The organism is Burkholderia sp. KCJ3K979 (assembly GCF_016759955.1).
Lineage (GTDB): Bacteria > Pseudomonadota > Gammaproteobacteria > Burkholderiales > Burkholderiaceae > Burkholderia > Burkholderia orbicola.
Genome location: NZ_JACFYV010000193.1, coordinates 1 through 12,826, shown reverse-complemented (window position 1 = coordinate 12,826; position 12,826 = coordinate 1). Strand labels below are relative to the sequence as shown.

Annotated in this window: 8 protein-coding genes; 3 read left to right on the top strand and 5 right to left on the bottom strand. The window is 68.8% G+C overall.

From position 1 onward, the window contains the following. Positions 1 to 511: 511 nt before the first annotated feature. Positions 512 to 1,408: a glutamate/aspartate ABC transporter substrate-binding protein gene (locus H3O04_RS28365; RefSeq protein WP_006478869.1), complete on the top strand. Its 897-nt coding sequence runs from the start codon at positions 512 to 514 to the stop codon at positions 1,406 to 1,408. Between the two features lie 101 nt (positions 1,409 to 1,509). Here H3O04_RS28365 and H3O04_RS28360 read toward each other — a convergent pair whose 3' ends face one another. Continuing rightward, positions 1,510 to 2,052 (bottom strand): hypothetical protein, encoded by a 543-nt coding sequence (locus H3O04_RS28360; protein WP_023476478.1) that lies wholly within the window; start codon positions 2,050 to 2,052, stop codon positions 1,510 to 1,512. A gap of 297 nt (positions 2,053 to 2,349) precedes the next feature. Here H3O04_RS28360 and H3O04_RS28355 point away from each other — a divergent pair, with 297 nt between their 5' ends. Together H3O04_RS28355 and H3O04_RS28350 are read left to right on the top strand one after the other, a co-directional pair. Next, positions 2,350 to 3,597 carry a multidrug effflux MFS transporter gene (locus tag H3O04_RS28355; protein ID WP_006478871.1) on the top strand — a complete coding sequence of 416 codons (1,248 nt, stop codon included), beginning with the start codon at positions 2,350 to 2,352 and terminating at the stop codon, positions 3,595 to 3,597. Between the two features lie 19 nt (positions 3,598 to 3,616). Beyond that, complete coding sequence (locus H3O04_RS28350; protein ID WP_069231232.1) at positions 3,617 to 4,138, top strand: GNAT family N-acetyltransferase; 522 nt, start codon at positions 3,617 to 3,619, stop codon at positions 4,136 to 4,138. Positions 4,139 to 4,167: 29 nt separating this feature from the next. On the opposite strand, the gene H3O04_RS28345 is transcribed toward H3O04_RS28350, so the two are convergent. The 4 genes from H3O04_RS28345 to H3O04_RS28330 all read right to left on the bottom strand — a co-directional run. Beyond that, entirely contained in the window at positions 4,168 to 4,857 is a 690-nt protein-coding gene (locus H3O04_RS28345) for a hypothetical protein (protein WP_202588935.1), read from the bottom strand. Between the two features lie 135 nt (positions 4,858 to 4,992). Then, complete coding sequence (locus H3O04_RS28340; RefSeq protein ID WP_006478874.1) at positions 4,993 to 5,280, bottom strand: hypothetical protein; 288 nt, start codon at positions 5,278 to 5,280, stop codon at positions 4,993 to 4,995. A gap of 203 nt (positions 5,281 to 5,483) precedes the next feature. After that, the gene (gene pbpC, locus H3O04_RS28335; protein WP_202588934.1) at positions 5,484 to 7,727 is read right to left on the bottom strand and encodes a penicillin-binding protein 1C; all 2,244 of its coding nucleotides are present in this window, start codon (positions 7,725 to 7,727) and stop codon (positions 5,484 to 5,486) included. Between the two features lie 10 nt (positions 7,728 to 7,737). Further along, the coding region (locus H3O04_RS28330; RefSeq protein ID WP_202588933.1) for an alpha-2-macroglobulin family protein at positions 7,738 to 12,826 on the bottom strand (5,089 nt) is incomplete at its 5' end.

Genomic DNA, 12,826 nt, shown 5'->3' with positions numbered 1-12,826 from the left:
GGGCAGGAGGGCGGCTGCGGACAGCATGCCGGCGAGCATGCGCGCATGTGCGGGGCGCGCCAGCGCGAAATTGAAACGTTTGGCTCTCATGTTGAAACTTGATCCTCGTAGATAACCGTCGTGCCGGCGGTGGCGCCGGTCCGGCTGAGCCGGACCTTGTGTTTTTGTCTGACGGTTGCAGCAGGTTGCTGCGACGCGCCATGCACTGGGTAACGGCGTGCGCGGCGGCTTCTTGAGTGCGTTTCGCGAGAAAAACAGGGGGTGCCGCAAACGATTCCGTTGGTGCGTCGCAGCATGAACGCGCGTTTGGAACGATCGGCACAGACGGCGCGCACGAGCCCGCACGTGGCGTCGCCGGGCGAGCCGAATGGCGCGGGCCGGTTTGCGCGGCACGGAAAACATCTTTCAGGATCGAGCTCGGGCGGAAGGTTGCTTACGCTTGCCCTGATGTGACGCGAATATTGTCGGGCGTAGGATCGCGATTCGATCAACGTTTCATCAGGAGACATGCATGGATCGCCGTTTCCGTTGTCTCGCCGTCGCGCTGGCCTGTGCGCTGGCCGGCGCCGCGCACGCGCAGGCCCTTACCGGTACGCTGAAGAAGATCAAGGACACGGGCGTCGTGTCGCTGGGCATTCGCGAGTCGTCGGTGCCGTTCTCGTATTCGGACAACCAGCAGAAGAACATCGGCTACTCGCGGGACATCGCGTCGCGCGTCATCGACCAGTTGAAGACGGAGCTGAACCTGCCGAACCTCGCGGTGAAGGAAATCCCGATCACGTCGCAGAACCGCATTCCGCTATTGCAGAACGGGACGATCGACTTCGAATGCGGCTCGACGACGAATACGCTCGAACGGCAAAGGCAGGCCGCGTTCTCGAACAGTATCTTTCTGTACGGCATTCGTTTCAGCACGCGCAAGGATTCGGGCGTGAAGGACTTCGCGGACCTGGCCGGCAAGACGGTCGCGACGACGGCCGGTACGTCGGACGAGCGCCTGCTGCGCAAGCTCAACGAAGAGAAGGCGATGAACATGACGATCATCAGCGCGAAGGATCACGCCGAAGCGTTCATGAACGTCACGACCGGGCGCGCGGTGGCGTTCGTGATGGACGAGCCGCTGCTGTACGGCGAGATCGCGAAGGACCGCAACCCGGGGGCGTACACGGTCGCGGGCACGCCGCTCGTTCACGAAAACTATGCGTGCATGATGCGCAGGGACGATCCGGCGTTCAAGCGCGTCGTCGACGGCGTGATCGCGAAGATGCAGACCTCGGGTGCGGCCGAGAAGCTGTACGACCAGTGGTTCATGCAGCCGATTCCGCCGAAGGGTGTCAGCCTCAACTATCCGCTGTCGGCGGAGATGAAGCAGCTGTTCAAGAATCCGACGGATCAGGCGCAGTACTGAGCACCGCGTCGTGGCGATATCGCGCCACCCATGAAAAACCGCCGGCACATGCCGGCGGTTTCGCTTTGCGGCCCCGCCCGCTCGTGCGTCGAGCGTGCGCGTCAGGCCTTGATTTCGGGCCCGCGCGCGGCCGGCCGTGCCGGCGCCGCCGGGGCGGGAGCGGGTGCCATCGAACGCGCGGAAGGTTGCACCGGCACGATCACGACGACCGGTTCCGGCATGGCCCACGGCGCCATCGCGAACCCGACGGGCTGCGGCATCGGCATCGCGAATGCGTTGGCGAGCGCGATGTGCTGGAGCGCCATCATCTGCTGCTGCATCGCGACCATCTGGGCCTGCGCCGCCTGCATCCGGTACTGCGCAACCTGCATTTGCCGCAACGCTGCCGCGGGCGGCAGGCCGCCCGACGACGTCTGCATCTCGAAGCTCGCGCCGCCTTGCGGGCTGTGCCAGCGCCACGTGCTGACCTTCATCGGGCCGACGGCCGTCTGGACGACGCGCGTTTCGGCTTTCACGGGCACGGCCTGCCCGTCGACATTGACGAACATCGGTTGGGCGACGGCCGGCGCGCCGGCCTGCCCGGCCAGGGCGAACACGGGCGCCAGCGTCAGCGCGCCCGCCGCCATATACGAACGGAATCGCATCTTCGTATCTCCATCAAACGGGACTGATCGAATCAACAATGACGTGCGGCTCACGGAGTGAGCCATCCGAGACGATGCGGCCGTTGGCTTAAATCAACATTAAAACCGCCGCCGGCGGGCCCCGTCGGCGCATGTCGGAACGGGCCGCCATCGGCATTCAACCTCGCCCGTGCCAGGGGCATCCTGTCGCCCGGTGCAACAACAGGCACAATACGGAATTCGCCACCCCCGCACGCATGTTCGACATTCGAACATTGACGATGCGGCACTGCTGCCCGATCTCCTTCCCCAGTCGTCATGAACGCCACGCTCACTCCCGCGCGCGAGTCGAATTCGCCGCGCTTCCTGCTGTTCCTGATCTGCCTGTTCGCATCCGCCGGCCAGCTCGCGATCGACATCTACGTGCCCGCGCTGCCCGACATGGCCCGTTCGTTCGCGACCACGCCGCAGGCGATCCAGTCGAGCGTGTCCGGCTACATGGCGGCCTACGCGCTGGGCCAGCTGATCTTCGGGCCGATCGCCGACGCATACGGCCGCAAGCGCGTGCTCGCGTTCGGGCTCGTGATCTACACGATCGGCTGCCTGCTGTCGCTCGGCGCGCCGAACCTCGAGACGTTCGTGCTGGCGCGCTGCCTGCAGGGCTTCGGGATCGCGACCACCAACCTGCTGGCGAAGGCGATCATCACCGATTCGTTCTCCGGCCAGGCGTTGATGCACGCGTTCACGTACATGTCGATCGCGTGGGGGCTGGCGCCGATCATCGCGCCGGTGATCGGGGCGCACCTGCAGGAATGGTTCGGCTGGCGCGCTTGCCTGGTGTTCCTGCTGGTCTACTCGCTGGCGATGTGGGCGCTGCTGTGGCGCTACCGCGAAACCTTGCCGAAGCCGGTGCATCTCGAGCCGCGTACGCTGATGGCGAACGCGGGCAAGGTGCTGGCCAGCCCGGTGTTCCAGAGCTGCTTCCTCGCACAGGGGCTGTGCTACAGCATTCTGCTGGTGTTCAACATCGTCGGGCCGTTCATGGTGCAGACCACGCTGCACAAGCCGCCGACCTTCTTCGGTTATCTCGCGCTCGGCATCGGCCTCATGTATTTTCTCGGCGGCCTGTCGAACCGGATTCACGGCCGCGGGCTGCCGAGCGCCGAGCAACGGCTGCGGATCGGCGCGCGCGTGATGGCGGGCGCGTCGGTCGCGATGCTGGTGCTGGCGCTGACCGTCGGCCTGCGCGTGTGGACGCTCGCGACGCCGGTGCTTGTGATGGGTTTCTGCGCGGGCGCGATGTATCCGACGCTGATGGCCAAGGGCAATTCGCTGTTTCCGCATATCGCCGGCCTGACGAGCGCGATCCTCGGCTGTGCGCTGCTGCTCGTGTCGTCCGCGATGATGGGCCTCGCCGGCTTCGTGTCGATTCACGTGCTGACGCCGCTGGCGGTGTTCTTCGTCGCGTTGTCGTTCATCGTCGTGTGGATGGTGACGAAGCTGCTGCGGTATCTGTCGCGGCAGCAGGCGGCGCCGGTGGTGTGCGGGAGCGGGGAGGCGGCGTAAGCCGCCGGTCGACCGACTCATGAACCGGATTCTGCTGAAGCGCGTCGCCCGGTCCGACGCCGCCGACCTGATCGCTGCCAACCGCGCGAGCCGGAGCCATCATCTGCCGTGGGTCGATTCGTTCATCGACCAGGCCGGCTTCGATCAATGGTTCGCCCGCTGCCTGACGGGCCCGAACGTGGGATTCATCGCGCGCGAGCGGGCATCGGGCGCGGTGGTCGGCGTGGTGAATCTCAACGAGATCGTCGGCGGGGTGTTTCAGAGCGCTTATCTTGCGTACTACGGAATGGCGGAGTTCAGCCGCAAGGGGCTGATGACGGACGCGTTGCGGGCGGCGATCGACGTCGCGTTCGGCGAACTCGGGCTGCATCGGCTCGAAGCGAATATCCAGCCCGGCAATCATGCGTCGATCGCGCTGGTTCGGCGGCTCGGTTTCAGGCAAGAGGGATTCTCGCCGCGCTATCTGCGCATCGGCGGCGAATGGCGCGACCACGAGCGCTGGGCGCTGCTGGCCGACGACGCGCGCGAAGGCGGCGCCTGACGGTCGTTTCCCGTCCCGTCTCGCGGCGCTTACAGCGGATGCGCGGCGCCTGCCTGCTGCAACAGCGACACGGCAACCGGGTCCGGCAGCCCGTTCGAATCGACCGCCCCAGCCTTGGCCAGCGCGACGAGATCGGCATCGACGCCCGGTTGCCCGACCACGAACGAGGTGGTCAGGAATGCCGGCGCGGCGAGCGTGACCGCATAGCGCTGCTGCAGGTTCGTGACCACGGCCGATTGCGCGGCCTGCACGGTGTCCGGGCTATTCATGGCCCGCTGATAGCGCAGGCTGCCCTGGAAATTGCCGATCAGCCCGGCCGTGTTCGTCCCGAGTTGCGCCGCGAGATAGACGAGCATCAGCTCGGTCTCGGGCGTCGTGTTGAAGGTGCCGCCCGCATAGGCGAGCGAATGCAGGCTCGCGCTGCCCGACGCCACGATGATGACGCACGGCAGCGCCGCGTTGAGCGTCACACGGTAGTTGCCGCCGCCGTCCGTCAGCGTCGTTGCCGAGCCAACCGCGCAATTGACCGCCACCTGCGCGCTCGCGAGCGCGTCGCCCGTCGCGGCCGTGCCCGATAGCGAGACGGTTTGCGTGTTGTCGTTGAAGCATGCGTCGACGCCGAAGCACGCATCGCCGTTGCAGGCTTGGAGGGCGGCGAGCGTTGCGACGCACAACGCGCCCAGCGCGGGGCGGGTGAAGCGCGTAAGGCGAATGTTCATGGTCGCGGGCAATCCGAGAGAATGAGGCAACCGGGGCGCGTCGGGGATGCAGCGCTGCTGTCATTCTATGTCCTGAACCGCGGTGCTGCTCGCCCGTTCGGTGTGCCGTAGGCGGGGTACCGCCGGGCAGACGCGTTATGGGTGCGGGGGGCGGGCCGGCGCCATGACGTAAGCGAGCAACAGGCTCAGCAGGATGCTGAGCCCGAGCACGTGCCAATGGCTGGCGAGCAGCCGCTGGAAGTGCTCGCCCATGTCCGGCGTGATCCATCGGCAGGTCATGGGGTGCATGCGAGCCTGATGGCATTCCAGGATGCCGCCGTTTCGATACGCGTCCCACAGGCTGGCGGCGGCATACAGACCCAAGAAGAGCGGGATGATCTGTACGCCATGCCGAAGTAGTTTCCGCTCGGTTTCGGGTGTCATCGCTGTCGGTCGGGAATCGGCCTGCGTCGGTTCGTCGTCGGCGCCCGGATGCAGCGCGTGCCCGGTATTGTCGAACTAATTCACCCCGTCCACAACGATTTGCGGCTTGGCCGGTCCGGTTGAAGGATCGGGCGACTGCACTCGACTTTTCCGCCCAGCCGCCGAAAGCAAATATGCCCGGCCAGTCGGGCCGGCTCGCCCGCTCAGCGCTTGCGCGCGGCCGGCTTCGCGAACGCGCCGCGCACCTCGAAGCCGATCGCATCCGCGACGTTGCCGCGCGCGTCGACGAGTTCGAGCCGGTGCCGGCCCGGCCACGGCAGCCACGCGACGCGATCGGCATGGCCGATCACCTTGTCGTCGAGCCGCCACGCGAACTTCGTCGCGCGTCCGGCCGAGCGCTCGAACCAGATCCGCTGGTTCTTCGGCGGAATGTCCGGGTCGATCGCGAAGATCGTGCCGTCGGTCGGCGCGCCGATCGTCAGCGGCGCGCGCGCGCCGTCCTTGCCCGGCGTGACGGGCGCCGCGAGCCGGATCGTGTCGACCGCCGTGCCCGCGATGAACCACTCGTTGCGAGCCGGCTCGATATCGCGCTCGAACGCGATCCGGCGCGTCTCGACGCCGGCCGGCGCGCGCGGCGCACGGCTCGGCAGGTCGCGATGCAGGTAGCCGACGACGGCCGACCACACGGGCGACGCGCCCGTGACGCCCGACACGTCCCACATCGGCGAGCCGTCCGCATTGCCGACCCACACGCCGACCGTATAGCGCGACGTGAAGCCGACCGTCCAGTTGTCGCGCATGTCCTTGCTCGTGCCGGTCTTGACCGCGGAGAAGAAGCGCGTCGCGAGCGGGTTGTCGAAGCCGAACGTACGGACACGCGCATTGTTGTCGGACAGGATGTCGGTGACGACGAAGCTGGCCGCTTCGCTGAACACGCGCGTGCCCGCGTCCGGCCGCGCGGGCGCCGCTGCGCCGGATGCGGGCGCCGGTGCCGCGGCCGGCAGGTCGACGACCTTGCGTGCGACGCCGCCGTTCGCGAGCGCGCGGTAGGCGTTGGTCAGCGACAGCAGTGTGACGTCCGCACTGCCGAGCGCAAGGCTGAAACCGTAGTAATCGCCTTCCTGCGCGAGCGGCAGGCCGAGCGCGGTCAGCGTGCGCGCAAAACGGTGCGGCGTGACGAGCACGAGTGTGCGCACGGCCGGCACGTTCAGCGAGCCGCCGAGCGCGCTGCGCACGCTCACCCAGCCCTTGAAATCCTTGTCGTAGTTCTGCGGAATGTACAGGCCGCCGCCGGCGGCGAGGTTGATCGGCGCATCGTCGAGCAGCGACGCGGCGGTCAGCCGCTTCTCGTCGAGCGCCTGCGCATAGAGGAACGGCTTGAGCGTCGAGCCGGCCTGGCGCGGCGCGAGCACGGCATCGACGTCGCGCGCGCTCGACAGCGCCCCCGACGAGCCGACCCATGCGCGGATCTCGCCGGTCGCGTTGTCGATCACGACGACCGCGCCGTCCTGCACGTTGCGCCGGTGCGCGGGCGCGTTCAGTTCGGTCAGCGCGCGCATCAGCGTGTCGCGTGCGAAGCGCTGCAGCGGCGCATCGAGCGTCGTGCGGACCTGCGCGCCGGCCGCCGGCTTGACCTCGGCCGCGATGCGCCGCGCGAAGTGCGGGGCGAGTGCGGCGCCGTCGTCGCGTACGGTATTGGCTGGGCGCGCGACGACGAGCTGCACGTAGCCGTCGAGCGACGCGCACGCCTGCCCGGCCTGCATGTCGCGCAGGATTCGGCATGCGCGCTCGGCGATCTTCGCCGGGGCCGCGTTGGGTGCCCGCACGAGGGCGGCGGCGATCGCGGCCTCGCGCGAGTCGAGGCCCGACGGCGCCTTGCCGAACAGCACCTGCGACAGCGCGCCGAGCCCGATCGTCTCGCCGCGAAACGGCACCAGGTTCAGATAGGCCTCGAGGATCTGATCCTTGCGCCAGCTGCGTTCGAGCCACAGCGCGTTCACGGCCTGCGTGGCCTTCTGCGGCAGCGAGCGCTGGCCCGAGCGGCGCGGCGAATCGCCGAGCAGGCCCGCGAGCTGCATCGTGACGGTCGACGCGCCGCGCGTGCGCTCGTTCCACAGGTTGCCCCACGCGGCGCCGGCGATGCCGCGCCAGTCGACGCCGCTGTGTTCGTAGAAGCGCTTGTCCTCGGACACGACGATCGCTTCGCGGAACGCGGGCGATACGTCCGCGAGCGACACCCAGGCGCCGCGCCGTTCGGCGAGGTCGACACGCGTGCGCTGCAGCGGCGTGCCGTCGCGCGCGAGCAGCACCCAGTCGGAGCTGCGCCAGTTGCGGCGCACGTCGTCGTAGCCGGGCAGCGCATGCGCGACGAGCGGCGCGGCCAGCACGACGGCGGCGAATACGCGGCCGGCGAAACGCGCCGGCCGCGGCAAAGCCAGATCGATCATCACGTGCTCGTTACTTGCCCGCGTCGGCCGGCTTCACGGTCATCGGCGGGTTCGGCCACAGGCCGTACACGGACGGCGCATACAGTGCCTCGACGCGCGTCGGCGGCAGGCCGAACGTGCCGACGTTGTTCAGCCGTACCGTGTACTCCACCGAGAATTTGCCCTTCGGCAAATAGTCGTAGTACGCGCGATAGCCGTCGAAGTCGCGCTCGATGAACGCCGGCCACGCGCCGTCCGGCGTTTTCTCGCCCTGCGTCGCGGCTTCGGAATCGCGGCCGAGGCCCGACCCGAGGATCGTCGCACCGGCCGGGATCGGATCGTTGACGGCGACCCACGTCATGTCGCTCTGCGCATCGATGTCGAGATGCACGCGCACGACGTCGCCGCGCGTCAGCACGCCGTTGACGGCCGGCGACACGGGCGTGACGGTCTTCGTGATCCGGTAGCCGGCAGCAAACGGCGCACGCAGCGGCACGGCCGCGAGGCTTTCGACGGTCGCCCACGGGCGGCCGGTGCCGTCCTGCGTGACCGACAGCGTGGCCGGCCCCTGCGACGCACGCGGCCACGGCATCAGCACGCTGCGCGCGGTGGCCGCGCGGGTCGCGGGCGTGGCCGACGCCGACGGCGCTGCCGATGCGGGCGACTCGGCGGGCGCGGCCGATGCCGTCTGCGACCACGAGATCGAGCGCTCGTTGCCGCCGAGCGCAACCTTCGTCGCGCCGGCGACCGGCGTGCTCTCGTAGGTCCGCGAGAAGCGCTCGACCGCGAGCAGGCCGAGCGCGTTCGACGTCGTCGTCTGCCAGGCGCCCTGGCGTTGCAGCGCGAGCAGGCCGGCCGTCACGCGCGGCATTTCATCCTTCCATGCGGGGTCGCCCGCGAATTCCAGCGCGAGGCGTGCGGCGTTGGTCTCGTTGCTGGTCATCAGCCACCACAGGTCGTCGTCGCGCGCGGTCGAGAACACGAGCTGCGTGCCCTGGTACGTCAGGCGTGCCCGCAGGATCTGTTCGACCTGCGCGCGTTTTTCGTCGCGTTGCGGGATGTCCTTCACGCGCGTCAGGATCGCGTGATAGTCGATCACCGCCGACGTCGGCCACTGGTTCGGCGCGATCTCGATCGAACCGAGCATGCGGCCCTGCGCGGCGCCGTAGCGCGACAGCGCCTCGATCGCCGCGAGCTTGCGCAGGTCGCGATCCTGGCGCGGCGCCCACGCGTTGCGCTCGAGGCGGCCGTCGACGAAGCGCGCGAGCCCGGCTTCGAGCTGCGTGCGCAGGTCTTCCGGCAGCGCGAAGCGCGGATCGAGACGGCTGGCTTCGTCGGACACCACGAGGAGATACGACGACAGCGTCGGGCTGCCGTGGTGCGAATCGTCGGACGACGGCGGGAAGTAGCTCGCCAGGCCGTCGCTGTCGAGATAGACGGGCATCCGTGCGATCAGCGCCTGCCATTGCGCGGGGTCGCGCAGGCCGATCGCACGCGAGGTCTGCTGTTCGAGGCAGCGGTACGGATAGCGCTCGAACCAGCGCTTCACGCCGGGCAGCCCGTCGGCAAGCTTCGACTGCAGCGATACCGCGATGCCGCCGCGCGGCAGACCTTGCGCATTGTTCGCGGCGCCGGTCGGGGCCGCCACGGGCACCGTCAGCGTGCCGTCGACCTGCGCGAGCGTCGCCTGCTGCACCGTGACCGGCAGCGCGGGCACGACCTTCTGCGCGACGGCCAGCGCGTCGGATGCCCGCTTGCCGCCTTGCTCGGCCGCCTCGATGCGCCAGTTCAGCGCACCGGCCGCATCGAGCGCCTGCTCGGGCACCGTGATCGTCCACGCGACCTCGGTCGCCGCGTTCGCCGCCAGCGACACGGTTTGCGGTGCGACGTCGAGGCCCGTCACGCGCGGCGTCACGACGACCTGCATCGCGCGGTCGGTCGTGTTGCGCAGCGTGACCTGCGCACGGAACGCGTCGCCTTCGCGCACGAGCGGCGGCAGGCCGGAGATCAGTTGCAGATCCTGCGTGCTGCGGATCGACGTGCTGCCCGTGCCGAAGCGGTCGGGGCCGACCGCCGCGATCGCGACGATCCGGAAGCGCGTGAGCGCATCGTTCAGCGGCACCTCGACGGTTGCGCTGCCGTTCGCATCGAGCGTCACGCGCGGGTTCCACAGCAGCAGCGTGTCGAACAGCTCCCGGGTCGGCGCGCTGCCGCCTCCGCCGCCCGCCGGCACGGCCTTGCGGCCGAAGTGGCGGCGGCCGATGATTTCCATCTGCGCGGTGGCCGTTTCGACGCCGTACGCGCGCCGGCGCAGCATCGCGTCGAGCAGGTCCCAGCTGTTGTTCGGCATCAGTTCGAGCAGCGCCTCGTCGACGGCCGCGAGGGCGATCTGCGTGCCGGCCGGCGCCGGCTGGCCGTTCGGCAGCGTGACCTTCACGTGCGCCTGCGCCTTGCCGCGTACCGTGTAGCGGGTCGCGTCGGTCGTCACGGTCACGCCGAGGCGGTGAACGCCCGTGCCGACCTTGATCTCGCCGAGGCCATAGCGGAACGCGGGCTTCGACAGGTCGACGAACGCGGTCGGCGCTTCATAGTGGCGGCCTTCGCGCCAGAACGCGCGCGCCCATTCGACCGGCGCCTTCCAGCCCCACGTGAAGAGCGAGTACCACGGCACCTCGCGAATCCGGCCGCGCAGCGCGAGCACCGATACGTAGACGTTCGGCCCCCACGATTCGCCGACCTTCAGGTCGACGGTCGGGTTCTTGCCGTTCAGTTCGACGATGTGCGTTTCCATCACGCCGCCGCGCTCGACCGCAACCAGCGCGGTCGCGTAGCGGAACGGCATGCGCACCTGGAAGCGGGCCGTTTCGCCCGGTTCGTACGACGTTTTCTCGGGGATCACGTCGATCCGGTCGGTGTTGTCGCCGCCGAACCAGAGTTCGTCCTCGCGCGTGACCCATACCGACGTCGACGCATTCGACGTGCGGCCGTCGCCGTCCTTCGCGACCGCGATCAGCTGCACGTTGCCGGCCTGCTCGAGCGTCGCGTCGCAGGCCATGCGGCCCTTGTCGTCGGTCTTGCCCGAGCACAGCACGCCGAGGTCGCGCGTGTCGCTCTTGTTGTCGTACGCATAGAAGCCGCCGACCATCCGCTTGCGCGACGACGTCGTGATGCGCGCGACGCCCTTGATCTCGATCGGCACCGACGCGCGCGGCTTGCCCTGCAGGTCGACCGCCAGCGCCTGCACCGGCACGCGCTGGCCGACCGACACCCAGCGGCCGGCCTTGATGCCGGCCACCACCGCGGCCGGCCACAGGATCGTGTCGCCGCGAATCGTCTGCACTTCGCCGTTCGGGTCGGCGAACGTCGCCTCCAGCGCAATGCGCTTCGGCGCGTCGACGTCCGGCAGGCCCTTGAGCGTGACCGAGCCCGCGCCGTTGCGGTCGAGCGTCAGCGGCAGCTTGTCGGCGATCAGCTTGGTCGCGTCGGGATCGTTGCTCGACGCCGACGACGACGCGTTGTCGCCGTCCTGCGCATCGTCGTCGGCGTTGCCGTCGCTCGTGTCGGGGCGATACGGCGTGAAGCTGAAATCCTCGAAACGGTCCGCGAACGGCGGCGATGCCCATTTCATCAGCGCCGACACCTGCACCGGCAGATTCGATGCGCCGCCGCCCGACACGTAGTCGATCTGCACCGCGAGCGGCGCTTCCTTCACGGCGACGAGCGGGCTCTTCTGCGCGTCGCGCGCGCCGATCGAGCCTTTCAGCACCGGCAGGCGGAACGCCTCGACGCGGAAGCTGCCGCTGTAGTACGTGGCGGTCGGCGCATCGTCCGGGCCGCCTTCGAGCTCGACGCTGTATTCGCCGAGCTTCGCGGCGGCCGGCAGCGTGAACTGCGAATCCGCGCTGTGATCGGCTGCCCACGTGAGCGGCAGCTTGTAGGTCTGGCCCGTGCCGAGATGGCGGATCGCGACGCGCGTCGGGTATTGCGACGGGAACGCGAGGCTCTGCAGCGTCTCGGTGCGGATGAAATGCTTCATCGACACGGTTTCGCCGGCGCGCAGCAGCGTGCGGTCGAACACCGTATGTGCGCGCACGGTCGGCGCGCTGTCGGTGTCGGTCGGCACGTTGAAGCGCCACGATTCGATCCCGCGGTTCCAGCCCGAGCTGACGAACGCCATGTCGGGGCCCGTCTTCGGATCGTCGACGCGGGCCGACACGAAATAGTCGTTAAAGCGCTGTCCCGACGAGCTGCATTCGCGCTTCGGCTCGAACGGCCCGTCGATCTTCAGCAGGCCCTGCGCGTCGGTCTTGCCGGCCGCGATTTCGTCGCCGTTGCAATCCGATACGCGGATCTGCGCATTCGGCACCGGCTTGCCCTTGTCGAGCGTCGTGACCCACACGAGGTTGTTCTCGCGCCCCTGTTTCAGGTGCACGCCGAGGTTCGTGACCAGCACGGCGGTGCGCACGTACATGCTCGACGGCTTCGCGAGCAGCGAGCGGCCGAGCGCGGGCGACGCGAGTTCGAGCACGTAGAAGCCGGGCTTGTCGATCGGCACGCCGACTACTTCGAACGGACGCAGCGCCTTCGGATCGGCCTTCGGCAGCGTCAGCACCTGCGCGCCGGGCTCGCCCGCGAGCAGCGACAGCGAGCGCACGTCGATGCGGCGGTTCTTCGGCGCCGGCTGTTTTTCGCCGGCCTCGAGCGGCACGTAGACGGGGTGTTGCCCCTTGCGTTCCAGCAGCCCGGGAATCTGGTCGTCGATCGAGCCGGCCGTCATCGACCAGTTGTCGAAGCGGTCGACGGTGCGCATCCATTGACGGATCGCGGTGTCGTTCTCGACCTTCAGGTTCGCGAATTGCGCACCGCCCGCATTGAGGCCGGCGATATGCAGGTCGGCCTCGACGTTGCGCAGCGTGACGGGCACCAGCGCGGGCGTACCGGGTTCGGCGAAGCGCTCGACGATCCCGAAGGTGCCCGACGCGAATTTCGCGAGCGGCGGCATCGGTGCGGTGCGCGTCGCGAGCGGGAACAGGTCGGCGTTGGACAGCGGCCGGTCGGTCACGTCGTGCAGGCCCGACGGCAGCTCGACGGTCAGGGCGGCCTGCGCGGGCAGCGGCGGG

Bases quoted from the DNA above. Each gene is read 5' to 3' on its own strand.
- pbpC (WP_202588934.1), bottom strand. From the start codon at position 7,727: ATGATCGATCTGGCTTTGCCGCGGCCGGCGCGTTTCGCCGGCCGCGTA.
- H3O04_RS28350 (WP_069231232.1), top strand. From the start codon at position 3,617: ATGAACCGGATTCTGCTGAAGCGCGTCGCCCGGTCCGACGCCGCCGAC.
- H3O04_RS28360 (WP_023476478.1), bottom strand. From the start codon at position 2,052: ATGCGATTCCGTTCGTATATGGCGGCGGGCGCGCTGACGCTGGCGCCC.
- H3O04_RS28340 (WP_006478874.1), bottom strand. From the start codon at position 5,280: ATGACACCCGAAACCGAGCGGAAACTACTTCGGCATGGCGTACAGATC.
- H3O04_RS28355 (WP_006478871.1), top strand. From the start codon at position 2,350: ATGAACGCCACGCTCACTCCCGCGCGCGAGTCGAATTCGCCGCGCTTC.
- H3O04_RS28365 (WP_006478869.1), top strand. From the start codon at position 512: ATGGATCGCCGTTTCCGTTGTCTCGCCGTCGCGCTGGCCTGTGCGCTG.
- H3O04_RS28345 (WP_202588935.1), bottom strand. From the start codon at position 4,857: ATGAACATTCGCCTTACGCGCTTCACCCGCCCCGCGCTGGGCGCGTTG.